Source organism: Treponema sp., assembly GCF_024696245.1.
Taxonomy (GTDB): domain Bacteria; phylum Spirochaetota; class Spirochaetia; order Treponematales; family Treponemataceae; genus Treponema_D.
In genome coordinates, this window is sequence record NZ_JAILGZ010000127.1 from 35,101 (window position 1) to 59,687 (window position 24,587).

General features: G+C 39.2%; 21 protein-coding genes. 12 read left to right on the top strand and 9 right to left on the bottom strand.

What is annotated here, in order from left to right; translation table 11 throughout:
• Nucleotides 1-21: 21 nt before the first annotated feature.
• Nucleotides 22-1,266, top strand: a complete 1,245-nt coding sequence (gene tyrS / locus K6D58_RS09115; protein WP_296829963.1) for a tyrosine--tRNA ligase — start codon at nucleotides 22-24, stop codon at nucleotides 1,264-1,266.
• Between the two features lie 125 nt (nucleotides 1,267-1,391).
• Here tyrS and K6D58_RS09120 read toward each other — a convergent pair whose 3' ends face one another.
• From K6D58_RS09120 to K6D58_RS09160, 9 genes are all read right to left on the bottom strand, one after another.
• Nucleotides 1,392-1,823, bottom strand: coding sequence for a ParB N-terminal domain-containing protein (locus K6D58_RS09120; protein WP_296829965.1), 432 nt, complete (start codon nucleotides 1,821-1,823; stop codon nucleotides 1,392-1,394).
• An 18-nt stretch (nucleotides 1,824-1,841) separates the two neighbouring features.
• A complete protein-coding gene (locus K6D58_RS09125; RefSeq protein ID WP_296829967.1) occupies nucleotides 1,842-4,439 on the bottom strand; it encodes a penicillin-binding protein 1A in 2,598 nt (865 codons plus the stop codon).
• Nucleotides 4,440-4,687: 248 nt separating this feature from the next.
• Entirely contained in the window at nucleotides 4,688-5,671 is a 984-nt protein-coding gene (locus K6D58_RS09130) for a peptidase associated/transthyretin-like domain-containing protein (RefSeq protein WP_296829969.1), read from the bottom strand.
• 95 nt (nucleotides 5,672-5,766) lie between these two features.
• On the bottom strand, nucleotides 5,767-6,693 hold the full coding sequence (locus tag K6D58_RS09135) for a M23 family metallopeptidase (protein ID WP_296829971.1): 927 nt from the start codon (nucleotides 6,691-6,693) through the stop codon (nucleotides 5,767-5,769).
• Nucleotides 6,681-6,896, bottom strand: a complete 216-nt coding sequence (locus K6D58_RS09140; RefSeq protein ID WP_296829973.1) for a hypothetical protein — start codon at nucleotides 6,894-6,896, stop codon at nucleotides 6,681-6,683. Before K6D58_RS09140 ends, K6D58_RS09135 begins: the two co-directional genes overlap by 13 nt.
• Nucleotides 6,897-7,099: 203 nt before the next feature.
• Nucleotides 7,100-7,267, bottom strand: a complete 168-nt coding sequence (locus K6D58_RS09145) for a 4Fe-4S binding protein (RefSeq protein WP_184651511.1) — start codon at nucleotides 7,265-7,267, stop codon at nucleotides 7,100-7,102.
• A gap of 142 nt (nucleotides 7,268-7,409) precedes the next feature.
• A complete protein-coding gene (locus K6D58_RS09150) occupies nucleotides 7,410-8,360 on the bottom strand; it encodes an MBL fold metallo-hydrolase (RefSeq protein WP_296829975.1) in 951 nt (316 codons plus the stop codon).
• A gap of 75 nt (nucleotides 8,361-8,435) precedes the next feature.
• Entirely contained in the window at nucleotides 8,436-11,153 is a 2,718-nt protein-coding gene (gene greA / locus K6D58_RS09155; protein WP_296829977.1) for a transcription elongation factor GreA, read from the bottom strand.
• A 45-nt stretch (nucleotides 11,154-11,198) separates the two neighbouring features.
• Nucleotides 11,199-12,152, bottom strand: coding sequence for a tetratricopeptide repeat protein (locus tag K6D58_RS09160; RefSeq protein WP_296829979.1), 954 nt, complete (start codon nucleotides 12,150-12,152; stop codon nucleotides 11,199-11,201).
• 223 nt (nucleotides 12,153-12,375) lie between these two features.
• Between K6D58_RS09160 and rpe the strand changes: the two genes are divergently transcribed.
• The 11 genes from rpe (at nucleotide 12,376) to K6D58_RS09215 (ending at nucleotide 24,516) form a co-directional block, all read left to right on the top strand.
• Nucleotides 12,376-13,011 carry a ribulose-phosphate 3-epimerase gene (gene rpe / locus K6D58_RS09165; protein ID WP_296829981.1) on the top strand — a complete coding sequence of 212 codons (636 nt, stop codon included), beginning with the start codon at nucleotides 12,376-12,378 and terminating at the stop codon, nucleotides 13,009-13,011.
• On the top strand, nucleotides 12,999-13,859 hold the full coding sequence (locus tag K6D58_RS09170; protein WP_296829983.1) for a tetratricopeptide repeat protein: 861 nt from the start codon (nucleotides 12,999-13,001) through the stop codon (nucleotides 13,857-13,859). The genes rpe and K6D58_RS09170 overlap by 13 nt, the downstream gene beginning before the upstream one ends.
• Before the next feature lie 11 nt (nucleotides 13,860-13,870).
• Entirely contained in the window at nucleotides 13,871-15,253 is a 1,383-nt protein-coding gene (locus K6D58_RS09175; RefSeq protein ID WP_296829985.1) for a hypothetical protein, read from the top strand.
• Nucleotides 15,254-15,264: 11 nt separating this feature from the next.
• Nucleotides 15,265-16,407: a tetratricopeptide repeat protein gene (locus K6D58_RS09180; protein WP_296829987.1), complete on the top strand. Its 1,143-nt coding sequence runs from the start codon at nucleotides 15,265-15,267 to the stop codon at nucleotides 16,405-16,407.
• Between the two features lie 87 nt (nucleotides 16,408-16,494).
• A complete protein-coding gene (gene recA, locus K6D58_RS09185) occupies nucleotides 16,495-17,769 on the top strand; it encodes a recombinase RecA (protein WP_296829989.1) in 1,275 nt (424 codons plus the stop codon).
• Between the two features lies 1 nt (nucleotide 17,770).
• Nucleotides 17,771-18,301, top strand: a complete 531-nt coding sequence (gene folK, locus K6D58_RS09190) for a 2-amino-4-hydroxy-6-hydroxymethyldihydropteridine diphosphokinase (protein ID WP_296829991.1) — start codon at nucleotides 17,771-17,773, stop codon at nucleotides 18,299-18,301.
• 30 nt (nucleotides 18,302-18,331) lie between these two features.
• Nucleotides 18,332-19,117 carry a segregation and condensation protein A gene (locus tag K6D58_RS09195; protein WP_296829993.1) on the top strand — a complete coding sequence of 262 codons (786 nt, stop codon included), beginning with the start codon at nucleotides 18,332-18,334 and terminating at the stop codon, nucleotides 19,115-19,117.
• A gap of 182 nt (nucleotides 19,118-19,299) precedes the next feature.
• Entirely contained in the window at nucleotides 19,300-19,842 is a 543-nt protein-coding gene (gene scpB / locus K6D58_RS09200) for an SMC-Scp complex subunit ScpB (RefSeq protein WP_296830000.1), read from the top strand.
• A 4-nt stretch (nucleotides 19,843-19,846) separates the two neighbouring features.
• Nucleotides 19,847-20,590 carry a pseudouridine synthase gene (locus K6D58_RS09205; RefSeq protein ID WP_296829995.1) on the top strand — a complete coding sequence of 248 codons (744 nt, stop codon included), beginning with the start codon at nucleotides 19,847-19,849 and terminating at the stop codon, nucleotides 20,588-20,590.
• 3 nt (nucleotides 20,591-20,593) lie between these two features.
• A complete protein-coding gene (rpsA, locus tag K6D58_RS09210; protein ID WP_296829996.1) occupies nucleotides 20,594-22,951 on the top strand; it encodes a 30S ribosomal protein S1 in 2,358 nt (785 codons plus the stop codon).
• Between the two features lie 23 nt (nucleotides 22,952-22,974).
• Entirely contained in the window at nucleotides 22,975-24,516 is a 1,542-nt protein-coding gene (locus K6D58_RS09215; RefSeq protein WP_296829998.1) for a sigma-54 interaction domain-containing protein, read from the top strand.
• The last annotated feature ends 71 nt before the right edge of the window (nucleotides 24,517-24,587 follow it).

Below are 24,587 nucleotides of genomic sequence, written 5' to 3' on the forward strand. Positions count from 1 at the left end.
ATAAATAAAAAGAGGATAAATATGAATAAAGCGATTGAAACTTTAAAAGAACGTGGATTTTTTAATCAGTGTACGGATCTTGATGCCCTTTCTGCAAAAATGGATAAAGGACCTGTTGCATTTTATGTAGGATGTGATCCTACAGGTCAGAGCCTTCATATCGGACACATGGTACCATTCTTTGCCCTTAAATGGCTCCGTTCTTTTGGACATATTGGTGTTGCCCTTATTGGTGGTGGAACTGGAAGAATCGGTGACCCTTCCGGAAAAACAGAAATGCGCAAGATGCTGGATTATGACCAGATTGATGCCAATGTAGAAAACATCAGAAAGCAGCTTGATAAGTTTATCGGCTTTGACGGAAAAACTGCATTTGCCGTAAATAACAAGGACTGGCTTGAAAACTTAAATTACATTGACTTCCTCAGGGATATTGGTTCCTGCTTCAGCGTAAACAAAATGCTTACTTTTGAAGAATACCGCCTTCGTCTTGAAAGGGGACTTTCTTTCCTTGAATTTAACTACCAGCTTCTTCAGGCTTATGATTTCTTTATGCTTCATCAGAAGTATGGCATCTGCCTTCAGATTGGTGGTGCTGACCAGTGGGGTAATATTACTGCCGGTGTAGACCTTATCCGCCGTAAGCTTGGTGGTACAACAGAACTTAATGAAGAACATCAGTCATTCGGTCTTACATTCCCTCTTATTATGCGTGCAGACGGTAAAAAGATGGGTAAAAGTGAAAAGGGAGCTATTTTCCTTGATCCAAGCCTTACTTCTGTGTATGACTTCTTCCAGTACTGGCGCAATGTTCCTGATGCAGATGTTCGTAAATTCTTCCTTCTCTTTACTTTCCTTCCTGTAGCAGAAATCGACCAGATTCTTGCAGGTGATATTAACGAAGCAAAAGCCCGTCTTGCATTTGAAGTTACTAAAGAGATTCACGGAGAAGAAGAAGCTGTAAGGGCAAGAGAAGGTGCTAAGGCTGCCTTTAGTGGTCAGGGAGATAAGTCTTCCATGCCTACAGTTGAACTTTCAAAAGCAGACGTAGAAAAGGGTATGGGAATCCTTAATCTCTTCTCTGCTGCTAAGCTTTGTTCTTCTAACGGAGAAGCCCGCCGCCTTGTTGAACAGGGTGGAGCTACTGTAAACGGTAATAAAATTACAGATGTAAAGGCTGTAATTACCCTGGCAGATTGTGATGCAGACGGTGAACTTACTTTAAAAGCAGGTAAGAAAAAGTTCTGCCGCATTGTTCTTAAATAGATTTGTTATTGCTGCAGCAATGCAGTGATAATGTAATAAAATAAAAAGCCCGGCATCCTTGAGTTATTAAAAACTTTACCGGTATGCCGGGCCTTTTTTATGTCTTCTTTTATAAGATATAAGATTTACTTTTTAGATGACTTAAAGATTTTAGAAAAGAGTCTTTTTAGAAAATCCCCAAGCCTTATAAACAAATCACAAAGCCATTTAAGGATTTTCATAAGGAGGGAAGGGTTTCTTAAACGTTCAAGCCTTTTGTATCCTTCAATAAGTTCTTCGTCGGTAAATTCCTTACGCTGGTTGTTTTCTTCAATTTCCATTTCCAGCTGATGAATCTTATCAACAGGAGAAGCAATCATTATGGCATGTATGCTTTCCCAGCCTATAGCTTTTGCTGCTTCAAGACGACGTTCCCCGGCAATAAGTTCGTAATTGGAATTTATTGTAATAGGGTTAAGCAGTCCAAAAGAACGGAGACTGTCTTTTAATGAAGACAAATCGCCTAAATCCTTTCTGACACGCTTTTTAACTTTGATGTCGCTTATTTTAACCAGCATAGGCCCTCCATTTAGATTTTATTGTAAAAGCCAGTTATACATCAAGTCTGCATCTGCATCATCTTCAGAAGAATCTCCTGAATATGAAGAAGATATTTCATCAGAAGTAAGGTCATAGTTAAGGAAGTCAAGGTCATAGCCTAAATCTTCACCTGTTTCAAACTGGAACTGATAACCTGATCTCATTCCTTCAATCTGAAGTCTTGTAATTCCTATAAGGTTTGCAGAGTTATTTGTATGGTATGTACAAAGTTCTCCTGGTTCCGTTCCAACAAGATAGTAGCCGGTAATTTTATTATCACCACATTCAGGTGTTATAAGACCGCCGCTTTTTGTACATACGTCTAATTTTACAACTCCGTCAGGTATTTCGTCATTAAAGGCCTTCCATTTTAAGCCCTGGTGAATGTAATTCATAAAGTCACCCCAGGCTACACCGGCAAGGGTTGAACCTGTAAGTCTTAAACCCAGGGACTGCCCCGGTCTGTCAAATCCAAACCAGAATACTGATGTATAATAAGGTGTAAATCCTACTGTCCATGCATCGGCCCAGTTCTGGGTTGTACCGGTTTTACCTGCAGCAGGCATAAGGAAGCTTTGTCCTGTATCAGAGTCCGTAAACCTGAATTTGTTTCCGCTTCCTTTCTTTTCTTTAAGACAATAAGAGGTAGAATCCCAGCTTGAACCAAAGCGGAGAGTTCCTGAATCAACGGTCTGCTTAAGCATTTCCTGCATAATAAAGGCTGTCTGATGGGAAATAATCTGAGCTGAACTTCCCTTTGACTTAAGTTCAATCTTTGCATCCTTTTCCGGATTAAGGATAATGTTACCGTTCTGGTCTTCTACAGTCCTGATTGCAATAGGAACAACTTCATAACCATTGTTGGCAATTGTAGAGAAGGCTTTAGCAACTTCTATAGGTCTGACTGAACATACACCAAGTCCAAGAGGATAAACAGGTTCAAAGTGTCTGTCTGCAAGTTCTTTCTGAGGAATGCCGTAAAGGGAACTTGTTCTGTCTATAGCTGCACTAAATCCAATTGCATCAAGTACTTTAAGTGAAGGTACGTTCATGGAGTGGGCCAGGGCATACCAGATTTCTACGTCTCCTTCCCACACACCCTTAAAGTCCTGAGGAATATAGGCAGAGCCGTCTTCCTTCTGGAATACAACAGGAGTATCACTTACGATGGTGCTCCAGGTAAACTGTCTTGAATCAATGGCTGCAGAATAATAAAGAGGCTTGATTGTAGAACCAGGCTGGAGTTTAGCCTGTACAGCCCTGATAAACTGATTCTGCTTGTCATATTTGGAACCGCCTACAAGGGCATTGATGTAACCTGTAGAGTTCTGTAAAGAAATCATGGTTCCTTCTATAGTAGTTTTTTCGTCGTTTTCACGGATAAGGGCATTGCCTTTTGTAACGATATTGGATTTAAGGTTTTCCATGCCGTTCATTAAGGCAAGAAGGTCAATAACAGGGTTAATTTCTGTCCTGTACTTTTTTATAACAAGATTCTGGGCCCTCTGGTCATTAACGTGAAGGTCAGGAAGATTAAATACAAGCATACAGAGTTCAGAGAAAGGAGTGTACCTTTTAAATGCCTCCCTGTCTTTTGATGCCATAGTACTTTTGTACCTGTCATTGGCATATTTTATGTAGTCCTGCATTATCTGTTCAGCCTGTTTCTGATGGGACAGGTTAAGTGTTGTATTTACAACAAAACCTCCGGAATAAAGGTCATTGCTTCCGTAAAGCATTCCGCTTAATTCACGTCTTACATATTCACTGAACCATGGGGCTTCGTCTGTCCTTAAGTCGTAGGCAGATGTGCCTGTACGGGTATAGTCAAAGGAACCCCAGTATTCTTCAAAGGAATCTTCACTCTGCTGTTTTGTAATGTAACCTTCATCAATCATGGCATTAAGAACGCTTATCTGCCTTCTTTGAGCTCTGTTAGGATGTTCAAAAGGGTTATAGTAAACTGGGTTTGACAGCTGAATTACAAGAATTGCTGCTTCTGCCGGGGTAATTTCCATCGGACCATGACCAAAGTAATATTTGCAGGCTGCGTTTACACCGTATGTTCCGCCTCCAAAGTATATTTTGTTCATGTAAAGTTCCATGATTTCATTTTTAGAAAAGCGGCGTTCCATCTGAATGGCCCACCAGAGTTCCTTAAGCTTTCTTTTTGCAGAGATTTCAGTTCGGTCACAGTAAAGGGTTCCTGCAATCTGCTGGGTAAGGGTTGAACCTCCTCCTAAAGAAGAGTGGGTAAGTACACCAAAGACAGCACGGAAAAGGGCTTTTGTACTGAATCCAGGATGTTCATAAAAGATATGGTCTTCGCGGGTTATAAGGGCATCCTTCATAAGCTGTGGAAGGTCATCAAGAGCTATGATTTCCCTTTTTTCGTCACTGGAAAATTCCGTAATAAGTTCACCGTTTATATCAGTAATCCTTGTAGGAAGGGCTGTTTCAAATTCAGTAAAATTTTCAATATTTTCTATATTTTTAGTTGCAGACAGGGCAAGACCAAGCAGAGAACCTATAAGAATCGCATTAAAAAACGAAAGGAAAATAACTGCATAAGGCCATATTTTTCTTTTATTCATATCAAAGTATTTTAATGATAATCTGTCCTTTTATCAATATTAAGACTGACAGGGCAAAAAAAAAGACCGGCTTAGATTAAGCCGGCCAGTGCCACTTGTGGCGCTTCGGGTGCCAATGGGTGGGAGGGGATATATTGACACCCGACATTTTTATTATCGGCCATAAGTCCTGAAACTTTAATTTTTTTTGAAAAATTTACAAATTCTGCTTGACAGGGCTAAGCAAGGATTAAAAAAGCTTAACAGACTTATTCTTCTTCTGTTATGAGGGCATCCATATTTATAAGGAAGGTATAGCTTCTTCCATTTACGGCGGTAAAGTTCTTTATTATTTCATAGCCGCCCATCTGGAATTTTACAGTATGTTCCCCAACAGCCATTATTATGTCATGGCTGAAGTCTTCTATCTTTTCTTCGTCAATAAAGAGAATACTGCCTTCCGGTACTGCAATATGGAGCAGGGGTTTTATATCCTGAAATTCAACGGTAAGCTCTGTGGTTTTTGCAGGCTCAATGCTGATTGTACGCATTTCATTCCTGTAATAATCACTTACAATGCTTACGTTATGCATTCCTGCTTCAAGAGTATAAAAATTCTTTACTGAAGGGCAGGGGGTTCCGTCTATAAATACCGAATAAGGAAGTTCTGCTGTATCCTGGGGAAAAATAACATTAAGGTGAAGCTTACCCGAATCCTTAAAAATAGGCCTTACGTAAAGTTCCACACTTCCCTGGAGAAGTTCCCTGCTGTTTTTATCTGTAGTAGACAGACGGAAAAATACATAACCGTCTTCTATAGATTGAAGTTTTTCTGACATGGCAGAAAGGGCATCTTTTTTAAGGCTGCTGTCTGAGTCAAAAGGTATCCTTATTGTAACTCCCAAAGAATTTCTGAGGGTGCCGCTAAGGGAAGGTGTGCCGCTGTAATCAAAACGGTCTTCTGATGGTACAGGCTTTACACATGAAAAAAGAGTCCAGCTGATATTCTGACTTATGGAAGCTGTTTCCTGAGGTACCTGAATATAAAGTTCCACTCCCTGCAGAAAGACTTTTGAAGAAGGCAGTTTTATGGTAAGTGCATCATTAACCCCCATAGAAATCTGCTTTCTTGAAGTGCCGTCTTCCAGGCTGAGACTGTGAGTTTTCTGAACCCTGAAGGATTCACCTGAAGCTGAAAAAGATAAAAATGCAGCTGCAAGGAGAAGCCAGAGTTTTTTTAAATAAAAGCTCATCATTTAAAGTTTATAACGATAAAAAGAAAAATACTATATAAAACGGGATTTAAGGCGCTTTTTTGAAAAAAAATTTGCAAAAAATATAAAAAATTTCAATCTTTTTCAGTGTTTTTAAGCTGATGAAGATAATCTGAAGGATCCCTGCTTTTTCCCCCGTTGTGAATTTCAAAGTGAAGGTGAGGGCCTGTAGTAAGTCCTGTCAGACCTACTTCCCCGATTTTTTCTCCTCCGGATACCACCTGTCCTTCTGTAACATCAATTTTGCTCAGGTGGGCATAAAGGGTTTCAAGGGAATAATCATGGCTTACAACAATATAGGAACCATAAACTTCATCATTAGTAACTGCCTTTGTAACAATTCCGTTTTTACAGCTGAATACATGACTTCCTACAGGCGCTGCAAGGTCAATTCCTTCATGTTTTTTCCATTTTCCGCTTATCGGGCTGATTCTCATGCCATAGGATGAAGTAACTACAGCTTCTTCTAAGGGCAGCCTCATTCCGGAAATAAGAAAAAATGCCCTGGATGAGGGAGACATTCTTTTACCTTCCAGAAACCAGTATTTTTGTCCGTTTATAGTGTAGGAAGGTGTTCTGGATGTAATGCTCTGGTTATATTCACTTCTTAAAAGTACTTCCAGGGAATTTGAAGGAGACTGGCTGATAAAAAGGCCGTTTATTGTTGGCAGAATCAGGCTTTTGCCTTCTATGTTTTGTTTTGCATCTATAATTCCATTTGCAGTAGCCAGGGTTTCCTGCCTGAGCATACAGCGGGAAGATACAGTAAAGAGGGTATCTTTTTTTACGCAGGTATAAGTATAAAAGGACATCTGACTGTCCCTGTCATTAAAAAAGGCTGTGTTGTTTTCTTCTATTTCTTCCTGATACTGTTTAAAAATAAGGTTTCTTGAAGAGAGCTCAGGTATTTCTACATACTGCTGGGCCTGAGTCTTTATCAGGGGGAAAAGGAGGGTAAAGAGAAGTACTTTATATGAAAAAAAATTTTTTATTTTCTGCATACTTTCCCTTTGATTTTTTTTATCAGGGGAATAATTACAGCAAGAGCTGCTGCACAAATTATTACTATTGAATAGCTGGATGGAGAGATAGAAGCCCATTTCCACAAGGGAAAAGCAATCGCTAAAGAAAGAAGGGCGCAAAGTAATATAAAAAAGAGGGCTGTTAAAAGTCCTGTAACTGTCTTTTTTATTGAATTAAACATGCTTAAAATATAGCACCTGACTATGAAAAATAAAAGGTCTCTTTTTTTATAAGAAAGATTTTTAAATAAAAAAAATCAGCACCACTAAAATAAAAGGAAAACATCTTTTGCCACTGGCATATTTTCCTTAAAAATTACTTTAGTCTGCTGATTTTCCTTTACCGCTATTTGTGCGGTACTATTACATAGAGTAACATTAAATGTTACTCAGTAATTGCTCCTACCGGGCAAACTGAAGCGCAGGAACCGCATGAAACGCATTTTTCTGCATCAATAGTTCTTTTATCTCCAGCTTCGCTGATTGCTTCTGAAGGGCATTCGCTTTCGCATGCACCACAGTTAATACATTCACTTCCGATTTTGTAAGCCATATCCTAACCTCGCTTGTTATTGTTAAATAAAATTTATCATATAATTTGCGAAATGACAATTATTATTTCGTTATATGATAAAGAATTAGCTAGTGCTAATTAAAGTTAGTTTAAACTTACATTAAGCTTCTGATAATCTTCCTTATAAATAATCGCTGTCACTATCACTATCGTTATACCAGAGCATTCTGTTATCTTCCAGCCTGTATTTAATCAGCCCCCTGTTACAAAGACAGGACAGGTAAGACTGAATTGTTGTCCCTATGAGAAGGTATTGAATAAGTTTTGGCTTTATTCCTGCAAAGTCCAGTATTTCTTTAAGGATTTCTTCATGACTCATGGCTTTTTTCTTTAGAAGTTTGAGTATTTTAAGTTCAGCTTCCAGGGTAACCATAATATTAAGTTCTGCTGCAGCATGTACTGTATCTTTTGTGTATACACCTCCGTGGGCAGCAACATAATAGTCACATTCAGTTTTTTCAATTTTTTCTATGGACTTTCTAAAGGCATCTCCGTCATATATAAAGGGCAGCCAGGCTTTTTTTAGCATATCTTTTCCAAAGAATCCGTCCCCAAGAAAGTAGACTTTTTTGTCCCCGTCATCTGCAAGTATGCCGTAATGGCCAAAAAAATGTCCCTCTGAAGGAATAAAGGAAAGTTTTACTCCTTCAATTTCTATGGTTTCTTCCTTTATAAAACGGTCTGCCCTGGAATATTCACTTTTAACCCTGTTATGCCCGGCAATTTCATTTACAGGTGTGCCTCCTGAATAAAGGTAACCGGTAATTTCTGGCATTCTTAATATGCAGTCAGCTTTTTCTGAACACCAGACCTGGGCGCCTGTAAGTCTTACAATTGCTGCATTACCTCCGGAATGATCACTGTGGGAATGGGTATTTATTATGGCAGCAATTTTTTTCTGAGGAAAAATTTCACCAATTGCTTTAACAAGGTCTTCTCCATCCTGGGAAGAGACTCCTGTATCAATTATATAAACCGACGATGCAGTGGTTACGATTCCGCAGGCATCTGAAGTATTAAAGTAGCCGCAATTTTGAGAAAGTTTAACGTAGCAGGATTTTGTTATTGCCAAACTTAAGTCCTCCATAAAAAAAGGCTGCCTGATTCAAGCAGCCTCAAAATTTAGTTTATAAATCTAAACCTATACCTAGAACTTTGCAGCAACAATGTTTTTTACTGTAAAGTCATAAAGGTTACCATTGATAGAGAAACTTTTTTCGTCTCCAACCTTAAGGTTAAGAAGATTGTCTCCCAATGGTGAAAGGTAAGAAATAATGCCTTCATCAGTATTTGATTCCCAAGGTCCAAGAATTGTATATTCAACTTCCTTGTTTTCATTGTTACTGAAAAGGGTAGCCTTAGTACCGAAAGAAATAAATGAAGTTGTGATTTCTGTAGGATCAAATACAGTAGCACGGCTGATTTCTTCCTTAAGCTTTGTAAGCTTGTGGTTCATGCGGTTCTGAGCTTCCCTTGCAGAAATGTATTCAGCATTTTCCTTAAGGTCTCCCTTTTCTTTTGCTTCTGCAACTTCCTTAACGATTTTAGGAAGCTGTACTTTTTCGATATCTTCTGCTTCTGCACGCTTTCTGTCCAGCATGATGGCAGTAACAAGAGTTCCTTTTGGAGCTTCCTGTTTTGTTTCTGATTCCTGGAACTTAAAGTCAGGGTATTTAGTAAGGATACCGTTACGAAGCTGTGTCTTGTAAGATCTGTCAAGGTCACGTACGTCGTTAACCATTGTGTAAAGCCTTGTAATGGATTCACGGTCGCTGTTAAGCATAAAGTTAAGCATTCTGTTTTCTACATCACCGTTAATCTTGTCGGCAAAGAGAAGGGTAGTTGCGTTCTTTATAGTCTTTTTGTTATCAACAGTATTTACGTGGTTGCTGATTTCGCGGTAACAAAGTGAAATAATGTTTACAAGGGTAACAAGCTGTTTTTCTTCCTTAACGGCTGCTTCCTTAAACCATTCAGTTTCACGGCACTGGTCTACAAGGTAGATGGCAGCATCGCGGTAGTTGCGGTATTCGTTAAAGCAGTTCTGTACCATATGAACAACTTTATCTTTTTTACCTGCATTAATCATTTCTTCAAGCATTGCCTTTTTAAGAACAACAGGGAAGAGGTGGGTATACTGTTTGTCCCAGTCTTCAAGCTGTCTTACGTTTGCAAGGAACTGCTGTCTCAGACAGGTATTTTTTGTATCCTTAAGCTTTGCATACATGCTGCGGCGGCTTGTAATTTCTGAATAAAGGTCTGCAAATGAGAACTTAACAGGTGATTCAATAGCAGGAACTTTCTTTGTAATATCCTGAATAACAAGGAAAGAAGCTGTAACCTGTTCAGTAATGTTTGTAAATGCCTTTACGTAACCTGCAAAGTAGCTGAACATATCTGTAAACTGTTCTTCTGCAGGGTCAAAGTCATCAAGGTTTATGTAACGTGTAATGATGTCTACTTTAGCAAAGAATGACTTTTCTGCCTTGAATTCATTTGCAAGACGTTCTGCCTTACTGATTTCGTGATCCCTTACAGTGTAGAAGTTAATGTCAGAAGGGTTTACATCAAATACAGGGTTTGTTTCAAGAATCTTTACTGCCTTTGTATGCCAGCTTGTCCATTCACCCTGAGTAAGGATTGATGGTACAAGTTCTGCCTTAATTCTCTTGTCGTCACAGTTGTTGTTAAAGCTGCGGATAATTGTTTTAAGGGTTCCTTCGATGTCAGATTTTACAAGTTTAACAAGGTCTTCCTTCTTTTTTGTAGCCTTAAGAACCCAGATATGACCGCGTTCAAGAGGCTGAAGGGCTTTAACTGCCATTTCAAGGTTCATCTGGTGAATACCTGTTTTCTTACCAAAATTGATTGTAAGCATATCACCTTCAACCTTTACGATTTTACCTACACCCCAGGTTCTGTGGAATACGAAGTTCTTTGCATCAAAGGCAATGTGTTTTTCAAAGTCATTGATAGCTTCGAATACATCACGGTATGCCTGAGAAAGGTTGGAAAGACGGATGTAGTCTTCAAGATGTGTATGATCAGCGTATTTATGGCTGTAACATTCAGTGATTTCTTTTCTTGCCCAGCTGTCTTTTGTATCGTGTTCAAGGATAATCTTAAGGATGGCAATAGCTGTATCCCATTTTGCGATGTCCTTGTAATACTGGTAAACTTCCTGCATAAGGGAAGCGGCCTTGTAACCGTTAATGTTCTTTGTAACCTTGCGTTCAACACGAAGGAAGAAGTCCAGGTCTTCAGGAATAAGCTTTACGAGTTTAGACCACACTTCCTTTACTGCATTTGAATTTTTTGCAGAAACATAGCGGAGGAGGGCTTTTTTATAATAACTTACAGAAGTTTCCCTGTTTTCCTGGGATTCATATCTTTCTGCAAGAATCTTAGCAATATCAGCTTCTTCAAAGTCTGCCTTTACGATTCTTTCATAAAGTTCCCATACTTTGTCGTTGTTTGTGTTCTTGTAGAACTCAGCAAGCTTTCTTAATGCAAATTTGTTCTGTGAATCTTCTTCAAGAATAGAATTACAAAGGTATTCAACAAGAGAATCCTTAAGGTTTTTTTCGAATATTTCGATAAGAGTAACAAGAGAACTTGTATCTACATCGCCTGAGCGCAATGCAATCATTCCTGAAAGATAGAGTGCAACAATGCTGTCCTTTGAATGAGCAAGCTGTTCATCACAGATTTCCTTAATCTGTTTTTCGCAATTTTCAGCCCTGGCTTTTTCCAGTGTTTCTGCCAGTTCCATAAGGTTGTTCTTTGTAAAATCATTGATGCCAGCTCTCGTCCATGATTCTTTCTTAAGCATTTCACGAACGGAATTTTCAAGTTCTTCAGCCATGTTTTTATACTCCTGTTGTATGGTTGTGTTTTTTTATATTGACTCTTACTCGTTTACGTAAATCTTCCAGATGGTTCTGTCATGATCTCTTATTTTGAGCAGAATTTCATTTATACTGGCTATGTTCTCTTTTGAAAGAACATAGTGATCAATAAGCCTGAAGTACAGGTTTATCAGTCTCGGTGTAACTACCGCGCTGTTGCAGGAAGGATCCTTAAGTTCATTTTCCCTGGAATAAATTTCCTGCTTAAGCCTGAGAACTTCCAGAAACTTAAGTTCCCTTTTTTTATTGAATACACCAAGAAGTACTCCGTAAACCGGAATCCATTCATGAAGTGCATCCCCTTCATAACCCTTAGCCCTTACTTCATTGATAAGAAGGTTTATCAAGGGTGAATCAAGAAAGTCAAAGTCAATCTTACGGGCGTTCATAAAAAAGGCTTCCTTGAATAAAAGCTTTGCATAGCGTGTTTCTCCGCATAATGCATAGCAGTCTGCTTTTTCTGCAACGGCAGCAGCGTTGTTAGGCAGTAACTGAACTGACTGGGAAAGACATTCCAGTGCATTTTCGTATGACCCCAGTTTTTTGTAACAGAGACCCCTTTTACGGTTGATTTCTGCACAAAGACTTTCATCTCCTGTAGATCTGTCCAGTGCCCTGGTATAACACTCAAGAGCCTGGGAAAATATGCCTTTTTTTAGGGAGTAGACAGTTTTTCCTAAAAATTCTGATTCCTTAAGGACTTTTGCAGGCTGAATAACAGTCATAAAATCCTTCCAGTGGTTAACAAGGGATTCTCCCTGGTCAAAACTGTCAAGTTTCGGAAGTTTTTCAAGGGTTTTCTGCCAGAAGGCGCAGTACTGAATGGAATAGACTATGTCCTTGTTGTCTAAATCAGAAGTAAGAGTGTCGTTAAGTACGGTTCCAGCTTCTTCAAGACAGCAGATTTCCATTAGTTTGTATGCCTGTTCAAAGGCAGACTGCGACTGAATTCCCATGAAATATATTATACAAAATAGAATTATTTAGTCAATGTAGCTTTTTGGATTTTTGGGGAATAGTTTATAATGGTTTTAAATATATTTGTCAACATTGTTTCTATGTTAAAGAACAAAAAAGATAAAGGTTTTTTGTGATAATTATTATCAGTCAGCTGAAGCTAAGTCTTAATTTTCTTCATTATATTGTAAAAAGCACTGTCTTACGTTATCATATTTTATTATGGATAAAAATGTAATATTGTCGCCATCCCTTTTATCTGCTGATTTTGCAGAGCTTGGTGCAGCTTTAAAAAAAATAGAGTCATTTAATAATTCCTGGGTTCATATTGATGTTATGGACGGGCATTTTGTACCTCAGGTTACTTACGGTCAGCCTGTAATAAAATCAATCCGTAAAAATACAGGACTTCCTTTTGATGTACACCTTATGATAGAAAAGCCTGAACTTTCCATTCCTTCATACATAGAAAGTGGTGCGGATTACATTACTTTTCATGCAGAAGCTACAGCTCATGGAGATTTGTGTTTTCAGATGATTCATAAAGCCGGAAAAAAAGCCGGTATTGCCATTTGTCCTTCAACACCCCTTTCCCTTATAGAAGAATACCTTCCTTATGCAGACCTGGTGCTGGTAATGACTGTAAATCCTGGCTGGGGAGGACAGAAACTTATTCCATATACTGTTGAAAAAGTAAGAAAACTTGCCGATATAAAGAAAAGGGAAGGGTATAACTTCCTTATTTCAGTTGACGGCGGTGTTAATTCAAATACCCTGCCTTCAGTTCTGGAAGCCGGAACCGATGTTGTAGTCTCCGGTTCATCTTTCTTTACAGGGGAACTTAAGTGGAACCAGTAAAAAAAACATGTGTATTCATATTGCTGTCTTTCTTTTTAGCCTCAGGCATTTATTCCCAGGGAACATCATCTTCCATTGATTCTCAGGGCCGTTCCTATATTCAGGGCCTGGAATCCTACAGAAATGGTGACTGGACAGGTGCAAGTCTGTTTTTAAGGCAGGCAGTTGCTTCTCCTGCATATTCTACGGCAGACAGCTGGTACATCCTTATTTTAAGCGAAATGTACGGAGAAGATTACAGCAGTGCTGTTAATGATGCTGATTATTTCCTTACAACTTTTGAAGATTCAGGACTTGGTCCTTATGTTGCCTATCAGAAAGGCAGGGCCCTGCATTATCTTGGACAGAATGATGATGCCGTAATTGTTTTAAGTGATTACTGCCATCAGAATCCTGGGGATACCATGTATCCTTCTGCATTATTCTGGCTGGGTGAATGTTTTTATGATGACTATAATTTTGAAACAGCCAGGGCTCTTTACGAAAAGGTTGTGGCAGATTTTCCTGAAAATGAAAAATCTCCGGATGCCCAGTTTAAGCTTGACCTTATAGCCCAGAGGGAAAGGGAGCAGAAGCTTCTTTACCTTCTTAAAATGACTGGAGAAGAATATTTAAGCTCCAGGGAAGAATATGAAAAGCAGCTTCGTGAATATCAGACAGAAGACCTTGTTTCTTTACGCCGCCAGCTGAATGCAGCAAATCAGCGTATTAAGGAACTGGAAGCCGGTGCTGCCAGTGTAAAAACCGAGCCTCTTTCTAATGGTGTTTCTGACGAAGAAATGGCAGCCCTTAAGGCCAAGGCCCGTCAGATTCAGAAACTTCTTGATGAAAAGAATGGCGGAATGTAAGGAGAGGTTTTATGAAAAAGATTACTTTTGTTTCAGCTGCTGTAACAGCCCTCCTGCTTATTAGTGAGCTTTTTACTTCATGTTCAAGTTCCGGCCTGACTCCGGAAGAAAAGCGCCTTAAGAAACTTCAGGCAAAGCAGAAGAAAGATGCCTATACAGGCTGGATTTATGTACCGGAAAGAAAATTCTCCATTACAAAGGATGACATAAAGATAGATATGAACGGAAGTACTGGAACTTTTGGTCTTTATGCAATTCCGGAACAGGGTGATCCTGTACCTTTACTTTCAAACTATGATTCCTTTACCTCTACTTTTGTAAGCGTAAAAATCGGACGCAAGGAATACCGCCTTAACAGGGAGAACGGTGTAAAAAGTGAAGCCAGACGTACTCCTTATGGTGCCCAGATGTGCTATACCCTGAGTAATCAGGCTCAGGTTGTTGTTGATTTTAGTTTTCTTCCTTCCATTGCCACATCATCCAGGGTTGATATGCTTCGTGTAACCATATACACCATAAATCTTGGAAGAAGTACCCAGTCTTTTACCGTAAAGAGTGTATTTGATACAATCCTTGGTGAAAATACAACTACTCATTTTTCTACTGCAGCCAGATCCAGAATTAATACTGAAGTTCAGTACCTTACAATGGCAGATCATCTGTGGGTAAGGTCTTCAAATGAAAATACCAGCCTTCAGTTCCTTCTTAGTGGAAAAGGCATTTCAAGTCCAAGCCATGTAACCCTTGCAAATAAGGATTCACTTGCAGAGTCCAACTGGGTTCCTCAGGTAATGGAATCGAAAAGCTTTAATTCTGTAATTTCATACAATAACTCTGCTGTAGGCCTTAACTGGAAAACAGCTTATCTTGATCCTTATAAAACTGATGTAATTACATTCTATCTTTCAGTAGGCATTGGTGGAAACGAACCTGCAGGAAAAGATTTTCTTAAGGCTCTTGAAGAAGGTAAAACTGCACTGGCTGCTTCCCTTCCGGACTTTGCACCTTATACAAATGTAGCTCCAAGTCCTTCTGAATTAACAGAAGATGAACTTCAAACTCCATATTATGAAAATATGCCTGTAATTCCGGGGCAGGGGAATATTCCTGAAGCAGATTCAGAAAAGAATGCAAAAACTGAGGCACCTGCTAAGGAAGAAAATCTTCCGGAAACAGAAAATACATCAGCAGGGGATAATACTTTACCGGCAGATGCTGAACCGGAAGAAAAAGTTGTAATTACAAAAATGCAGCTTAATCCTGAATATATTCAGCAGCTTCTTGATCATATTGCAGAACTTGAAGCCGGAGACCCTGGAGTTAATAAGGCAGAAATTGATGCCCTTAATTCTGAGCTTGATGGTATTCTCCTTATGTTAAAGTCCATGGAGTAAAGCTTAAGTAGATGAGCCGTTCAGCCATAGACAGGGCAAGGTCCCTCTTAAAAAGAAGAAAGTTTTCTCTTGCAATTACTCTTCTTCAGTCATATTCAGATTATTACGCTGAAGATTTTGAGTATAATCTTCTTATGGGCCATGCCTTTTTATACTCCGGTGATTTTGGTTCTGCATCTTCCTACTATAAACGTGCAAGATCCATAAAAATAAATGATACCCAGCTTATTCTTGGCCAGGCAGCAATTTTTTTGCAGAGGGGTGATACTAAAAGAGCCATTCCTTATTATCTTGATGTTCTTGATATTGATCCTGAAAATGCCATTGCCAGGGCTGCCCTTGATTTTATAAGGGATTATGGTGAATATCCTGTAATAGTAAGATGGTATGAAACAGGAAAACTTCAGAAATTTTTCCCACCTCTGGGGTTAAATCCTGCCCTTATAGTAAAGTCTCTTGCAGCTGGAGTAATACTGGCCCTTGCTGCAAGTATTGTTTATATTGCTGTTTCTTCAATAAAGCCTGCAGGAAATTATATTGCAGGTCCAAGAATGAATCTTTCTTCCATGGGACTTGAACTTACTTCTGTGCAAAGGGATCAGGCTCTTGCTAAAGATTTGTCAGGAACAGTAGTTCATTTTATGCTGACTAATGAGGAAGCAAACAGGGCTTATGATGATGCAGTTATGTATTTTCAGGATGGAAGGGATAATGCCTGTCGTGTAGAAATTAACCGTCTGCTTCAGTCCAATGTTTCTGCAGATTTTAAAAACAAGGCTCATATCCTTGAAGAACTTCTTTATCCTGAGCCTCCATCATTTGACAATCTTCTTGATAATGTGTCATATGAAAAGCTTGTTTCGGCAAAGGTTCCGGAACTTTATGAAGGCTGCTATGTAGCCTGGGGCGGAAGAATTTCCAAGGCCCTTATTCATGATAATGGAAGCTGGTCATGTACACTTTTAGTAGGTTATGAAAATCTTGATGACTTTGAAGGTTTTGTTCACGTTAACTTCCCTAAAGGTCTTACCCCTGTACCTGATGGCAAAAAGGCTGTACGTTTTTTAGGAAGGGTTTCCTTTGCTTCCGGCAGTCTTGAACTGGAAGGAATCTCTGTTTATCAGCCCCTTAAGGACGGAGTTCTTAAAGACTAAATTTTTTTAAATTTTTTTGTAAAATTGTGTGGATTTTTGTTAATCAGTTAAAATATATATATGTAGTGAAAATAGTGGGAGGTCATTATGGCAAAGGCGGCAGAAGAAAAAATGCCACAGGAAATGTCTGAAAAATTAAAGGCTCTTGAGGCCGCACGTCTTCAGATTGAAAAGCAGTTCGGAACAGGTTCCCTTATGAAGCTGGGAACTAAAACTGATGCAACTGCAATTGACGTAATTCCGTCAGGTTCCATACTTCTGGATGAAGCTTTAGGTATAGGTGGTTATCCTAGGGGTAGAATTATTGAAATGTACGGTCCTGAAAGTTCAGGTAAAACAACACTTGCCCTTCATGCTGTTGCTGAAGCACAGAAGCTTGGAGGAATTGCAGCTTTTATCGATGCTGAACATGCTCTTGATCCTGTTTATGCAAAGAATCTTGGTGTAAATATTGATGAACTTTATGTTTCTCAGCCGGATACTGGAGAACAGGCTCTTGAAATCTGTGAACAGCTTGTTCGTTCAGGTGCTGTAGATATTATTGTTATTGACTCAGTTGCAGCCCTTACTCCTCAGAAAGAAATTGAAGGAGAAATGGGTGACTCTGTTATGGGTGTTCAGGCCCGTCTTATGAGTCAGGCCCTCAGAAAACTTACAGCTATTGTTGGTAAGAGTAAGTGTCTTGTTGTATTTATTAACCAGATCCGTATGAAGATTGGTGTTATGTTTGGTAATCCTGAAACTACAACAGGTGGAAACGCCCTTAAGTTCTATTCTTCAATCCGCCTCGAAATCCGCAGAATTGAATCAATTGATGGAAAGGGTGATGAAGATGCAATCGGTAACAGAGTCAGGGTAAAGATTGTAAAGAATAAGGTTGCTCCTCCATTCCGCAAGGTTGAACTTGACATTTACTTTGGTAAGGGTGTTTCTGCATCTGCATCAATTCTTGATTCTGCCGTAAAGCATGGCCTTATTGATAAACGTGGTGCCTGGTATACAAGAGGCGACGAAAAGGTAGGTCAGGGTAAGGAAAATGCCGTTAACTATATTGAAAATAATCCTGAATACCGTATTCAGCTTGAACATACTCTTCGTGAAAAGATTTTCCCTGGTCAGGTTCTCAGAACTAAAGAGGGAGAAGTTGTAACTGAAGAGCAGATTAAGGCTTACGAAAAAGAAATGAGGGCAAAGGGTGTAGGTGTTCCTGCAGGTCAGGCAGAAGAAAGTGAAGAGGAGCTTCCTGCTTCAAGTGCTGCCCCTGCTGCTGCATCTGCTGCTAAAGAAACAAAAGCTGCTTCAAAGGCTGCAGGTCTTGCCAAGGCCGCTGCAGAAAAGCCTTCTGTGGAGGATCTTTTCTAATATGACCTGCGTAGTGCTGGGGCTTGGCTCCAATAAATCTTTTGACGGTCTTTCTCCTTCTGAGATTTTAAACAGGGCCTGCTCTGCACTGTCAGAACTTTTACATAATGCAGTTTTTTCTTCAGTTTATGTTACTAAGCCTATGTATGTAGAAGACCAGGAGTATTTTCATAACATGGTATGTGCCGGATGGTATGAAGGCTCTGCCATGGAGCTCCTGGACCGCATTCACAAAATCGAAGCCTGCTATGGACGTAACCGTTCATTAGAGGTACGCTATGGGTGCAGGTCTCTTGATATAGATATAGAGCTTTTTGGCATGGAGAAAATAAGCAGTGATGTTCTTACTGTTCCCCATGAAAAGATTCTTGAAAGAAGTTTTGTTTTAACTCCCTTTCTTGAAGTTTTAAAAAAATATGCCGATATTGAATGTGAGGGTTGCAGTATAAAAGACAGCCTTCCATTTTCAAAAGAATATATCAAAAAACAGCTGGATTCATTACCTTTTCAGGATGTCAGGTTGCAGAAATAACTGGCAGGATAATCCGGCAGGGGGCAGTATATGGAACAGACTCAGGTTGCTGATACAGTAGTAACAGATGATGTACAGTCAAGACGTCAGAAATTCAGTGCAGGTATTTTTGAAGGACCGCTTGACCTGCTTTTGAGTCTCATAAGAGAAAATAAAATCAATATTTACGATATCCCTATTGCAGAAATTACAGATCAGTTTCTTGATTATCTTGATTATGCCGTAGAGCTTAACCTTCAGGATTTAAGTGATTTCTATGCAATGGCATCAAAACTTGTTCACATTAAAAGCCTTATGCTTCTCCCTGTTGAAGTCAAATATGAAGAGGGAGACAGCATGGAAGATCCTCGTGATGAACTTGTAGCCCAGCTTATTGAATATCAGAAATTCAAGAAGCTGTCGGTTCTCATGGAAGAACAGGAAGAACAAAGTGAATGGAGTTTTGAGCGTAAAAAGATTGAACGCCTCCTTCCTTTTGAAGATGAAGATTCCATGTGGGAAAAGGTAGATTCCTGGGCTCTTTTGCAGGATATGCAGAAGATTTTCAAGAACCTTACCAATGTTTCTCAGGATGACCGCATAATCAATATGAATGAAAGCATTACTCCAAATGAAAAAATTGCCCTTATGAATGAACTTCTGGAACGCAACGGGGAATGTATGTTTACTGACCTGATAACCCGTCGTGGTAACGAACTTGACGTTGTGTGCGCATTTATGGCAATCTTAGAGGCCGTTAAGCTTAAGCTGGCGGATATATTTCAGAACAGAATGTTTGGAGACATAAAGATATGCAGGAAGAAGCAGGCAGCATGACCTCAGAAGAAAATAAGGAAGAAATTACAGAAAATACTGCTTCAGAAAATACATCCGTAAATGAAGAAAAACCTGCTGTTCAGGAAGAAAATCCTGAAGTTCAGCAGGAAAAATATGAAGAAGAGTCTGAAGAAGAGCAGGCCAGGGAAGAAGAAAGTGCCCTTGATTTAAAAAGGGAAAACATGACTCTTGACGGAGAAACAGCCCTTCTTGAAACAGTTCTTTTTCTTGAAAGTGAACCGCAGAATGTAGATAATCTTTCAAAAATTACAAAGCTTTCTCCAGATGTAATAAAAGAATGTCTTGAAAACCTTAAGGCGAAGTATTCAGCACCTGATTCCGGAATTGAACTTTCCCAGATTATAGGCGGCTGGATTCTTACACCAAAAAAGGAATGTTTTGATTTTGTAAAGGAACGTTACGGAAAGAAAAATGACGGTAAGCTTAGTAAGGCTGCAGTAGAAACCCTTTCCATTATTGCCTACAGCCAGCCTGTAACCCGTGCAGAAATCGAAAGCATCCGTCATGTAAGTGTTGATAACATGATGCGTATTCTTCTTGACCGTAATTTTATAAAGGAAGTAGGTAAAAAGGATATTCCTGGAAAACCGGTTCTTTATGGTACAACAAAAGAGTTCCTTGAATTCTTCCATTTACAGAGTATCAGTGATCTTCCTCAGCTTGATGAAAAAGAAAACGAGAGGTTTATCGAACTTGCAAGATAATGTTATGCGTTTACAGCAGTATATGGCCAGATGTGGAGTTGCCAGCCGGCGTGCCAGTGAAGCAATTATCCTTGAAGGCAGGGTTCAGGTTAATTCAGTAGTAGTAACTGAACTTGGAACAAAAGTTTCTCCGGGAGACATTGTTCTTGTTGACGGAAAGGAAATAAAGCTGGAAGAAGTTAAGCGCTATGTTCTTCTTAACAAACCTCAGGGCTATGTATGTTCCCTTGCAGATGAAAAAGACAGGCCTGTTGCAGCAGATCTTTTAAAGGAAGCTTTTCCTGAAAGATTATATAATGTGGGCCGTCTTGATATGTTTTCCAGCGGACTTATTATTTTTACTAATGATGGTGATTTTGCAGCCCGTCTTTCTCATCCTTCTGCAGAACTTGAAAAGGAATATATCGTTGACTCAAGTACAAGCCTTCCCCGTGGTCTTGCGGAAGATTTTATGAAAGGCATAAGGATAGATAATGTTTTTTACCGCTGTAAGCAGGCTGTTGAACTTAACAGCCACCGCATGAGGATTGTTCTTGTTGAAGGAAAAAACAGGGAAATCCGCAGGGTTTTTGAGGACCGTCAGGTTGGTATAAGAAGCCTTATGAGAATCCGCATCGGTAGTGTGGGAGTAGGAGACCTTCAGTTTGGTCAGTTCAGGGAACTTACCGCTCAGGAAGTAAAGACACTTTTAAGTCTCTGTCATAACGAAAGTAAAAAATTCAAATCAGTTAATTTTCAGGAGTATTAAAAAATGGTTGTTGCCATCGACGGACCGGCTGGTACCGGTAAAAGTACAGTTGCCCACAGGGTTGCTGAAGATCTTGGTCTTGTTTATTTAAACAGCGGCAGTTTTTATCGTGCATTGACACTTGCCCTTCTTGAAGAAGGAGTTAATCTTGATGATTCTGCAAACGTGGTTTCTTTTGCAAAAAAACAGCACCTTGATTATGTAAATGCCCGTCTTATCCTTAACGGAAAGGATGTGGATGACCTTCTTCATCAGGATAAGGTAGATGCCAATGTTTCAAAAGTATCTGCAGTTGTAGAACTCAGGCATTTTGTAAACGAAAGGATGAGGGAAATCGTAAAGTCCCTGAGCATTATCTGTGAAGGAAGGGATATGACTACGGTTGTATTCCCTAAGGCTGAATATAAATTTTATCTTGATGCAAGTATAGATGTTCAGGCACAGCGCCGCTTTGATCAGGGAGTAAGTGACCTTACTCTTGAACAGATTAAAGAGGCAATACTTGAACGTGACCGTATGGACAGAAACAAGGCAGAAGGGTCCCTTAAACAGGCAGAAGATGCCGTTTATGTTGATACATCTAACTTGACCATTGATGAGGTTTGTGCAATAATCGAAAACAAAATAAAACAGAAAGGGTTTGCTATGGAACAGAAGGAAGTGGTACAGAATGGCGTAAACGGTTCCGACGACATTCACACACAATTGGAAGCATCTATCAACAAAATGGAACCTGTTGAAAATGGATCTAACGTTCAGGGTACAGTAGTACAGGTTACAGATGACCTTGTATTCGTTGACGTTAACTGTAAGTCAGAAGGAAAAATTCCTGTTTCTGAATTTGCAGGTGAACTGCCATCAGTAGGTGATGTAATCACAGTATATCTTGTGAATCAGTTCGGAAAATACGGTCCTGAAGTATCAAAAATCAAGGCTGACGAAAGAAGGCTTTGGGATGAATTCAAAGTTGCATTTGAAAAGAAAGAGCCTGTAGACGGAACAATTTCTTCCGTAACTAAGGGCGGATATATGGTTAATCTTGGCGGCGGAATCAGTGCATTCCTTCCAATCAGCCAGGCTGACAGCCAGAAAGTAGAAAAAGAAGAAAAACTTGTTGGACTTAAGGGTAAGTTCTATGTTGAACGCCTTTATTCAAACGGAAAACGCAATGTTGTAGTTAACCGCCGCAAGTATCTTGAAGAACAGATGAACGTTAACCGTGAAAAGTTCTTCAACGAAATCAAAATCGGTGACACTGTAAAGGGTGTTGTAAAGTCATTTACAAGCTTCGGTGCTTTCATTGATCTTGGTGGATTTGATGGTCTTCTTCATATCAATGATATGTCATGGGGACACGTTACACGTCCAAAGGATTTCGTAAAGAAGGGACAGGAAATCGAACTTAAGGTTATCCGTCTTGATCAGGAAGGAAAGAGAATTAACCTTTCCCTCAAGCATTTCTCTGAAGATCCATGGATGCACTTTGAAGAAAAGTATCATGTAAATGATATTGTAAAGGGTAAGGTTACTAAACTTACTGACTTTGGTGCTTTCATCGAACTTGAAGAAGGAATCGAAGGTCTTGCTCATATTTCTGAATTCAGCTGGACTAAGAAAATCAATAAGCCTTCTGATATGGTTAAAGAAGGTGATGAAGTTGAATGCATGGTATTAGGCTATGACATTCAGGCAGGACGCGTATCTATCGGTCTTAAGCAGGTTACTGCTAATCCTTGGGATACAATTTCTGAAAAATATCCTGTTGGAACAAAAGTAAATGGTAAAGTTGTAAAGATTACAAACAGCGGTGCATTTGTTCAGCTTGAAGAAGGCATTGATGCTTTCCTCGCAGGTGAAGATCTTTCATGGACAAAGAAAGTTAAGCATCCTGGCAGCGAAATCAAAGTTGACCAGATGCTTGATGTAGTTGTAATTGAATGTGATGTAGAAAATCACAGAATCCGTGTTGGTGTAAAACAGCTTACTGACAATCCATGGATTGCATTTGCAGAAGAAAATAAAGTTGGAAGCACTCTCGAAGGAGAAGTAACTTCTATCACTGAATTCGGTATTTTCGTTAAGGCTCCATGTGGAATCGAAGGTCTTGTAAACAAGGTTAATCTTTGTGAAGACCGCGAAACTCCTTATGAAGAAGCAGTAAAGAAATACAATGTTGGAGACAAGGTAAATGTTTACGTTGTTTCTGTAGACGTTGAAAGAGAAAAGGTTGCATTCTCTGTAAGGGAATACAAGAAAGCTCAGGCTCGTGCCGAAATTTCACAGTATATGTCTTCTAGCAATGATGACGATGGTGCTTATACTATCGGAGACAGCTTTAAGAATCAGACTGAAGAAAAATAAATACTTTAGCAGTGTTTGTGTAGATGAGTGAATTCGAACCAACTTTTATAGAAAAATTAAAATCGCTCATTTATGCAAATACCCGTATATCAGCTTCATATGAAAGTCCAAGAAAATTACTTAGTGTAATTCTTGAGTCTGTAAAGACAGTGCTTTCATGTGAAGCTGCTTCTGTTTTAACTGTAAATCAGGAAGACGGAAGTTTAACCTTTGATGACGTTTTAGGTCCAAAGGGTGAAGAAGTTAAAAAAATCCATGTAGAAAAAGAAAGTATTGCCGGCTGGGTTGCTGAACATCAGGAACCACAGATTATAAACAGTGCAATAGACGATGACCGTTTTAATCCTTTCGTACAGAATTCCACAAATTACATAACCAGAAACATGATGGCTTATCCTGTAGTTGTAAATGGCCGGAGTGTAGCTGTTATAGAAGTCCTTAATAAATCAGATGATCAGGATTTTACATCAGAAGATCTTGATGTTCTTGAACTTATTGGAATGCAGGCATCAGTAGCTTATAGAAATCTTTCTGATTACAGGGGAAAAATGGATCAGATTGATCAGATGCAGAAGTCCTTTAAAAGTGCAACTGATTATCATGTTTTTGTTGCTAAAAGTCCTGCTGTTCTTGACATTCTTAAAGTTCTTGATTCAGTTGCAAAAATGAATTCCTCTGTATTAATCGTAGGAGAAAGTGGAGTAGGAAAGGAACTTTTTGCAGAACAGGTCCATTTAAGAAGTGACCGCAAGGATAAACCTTTTGTCAGGGTTAACTGTGGTGCCCTTTCTCCAACTCTTCTTGAAAGCGAACTTTTTGGTCATGTAAAAGGTGCTTTTACTGATGCTGTAAGTAATCATATCGGCCGTTTTGAAATGGCAGACGAAGGCACTATATTCCTGGATGAAATAGGAGAACTCCCTCTTGATCTTCAGGTAAAGCTTTTGCGTGTTCTTCAGGAAAGAAAATTTGAAAGGGTTGGTTCCAGTGAAACAATCAGTGTTAATGTAAGGGTAATAGCTGCAACCAATAGAAATCTTGAAGAAATGGTAGAAAACGGTTCTTTCAGAAGTGATCTTTATTTTAGACTTAATGTTGTTCCTATTAATGTTCCACCTTTAAGGGACAGAAAGGAAGACCTGGAGATTTTAAGTCAGCACTTCCTTGATAAATTCAAGATGGAAGCCGGTAAGGATTTTAAGGGCTTTTCACCTCAGGCAATAGATGCAATTCAGTCTTATTACTGGCCTGGAAATATCCGTGAGCTGGAAAATGCTGTAGAAAGGGCATGTATTCTTGGTACTCCTCCATATATTGAACCTTCGGACCTTCACCTTCCTGTTGGAATAGAAAAACATGAGGTCCAGGAAGAGAGTGGAAGCGGATTTAACCTGCTGGATTCAGGGCTGGAATTAAAGGATGCAGTTAATGAGTTCAAAAAAGAATATATTACCAAGGTTCTTGTAAAATCCAACTGGAATCAGACGGAAGCTGCCAGAAGGCTTGGTATTCAGAGAACTTATGTTTCCCGCCTGCTGAATGAACTTGATATTAAAAGAGTATAAATTTGTTATTAGAGTGTAAGCTTTTGACAAATTTATATATTTAATATATATTATTTTTCTAAATATTTACT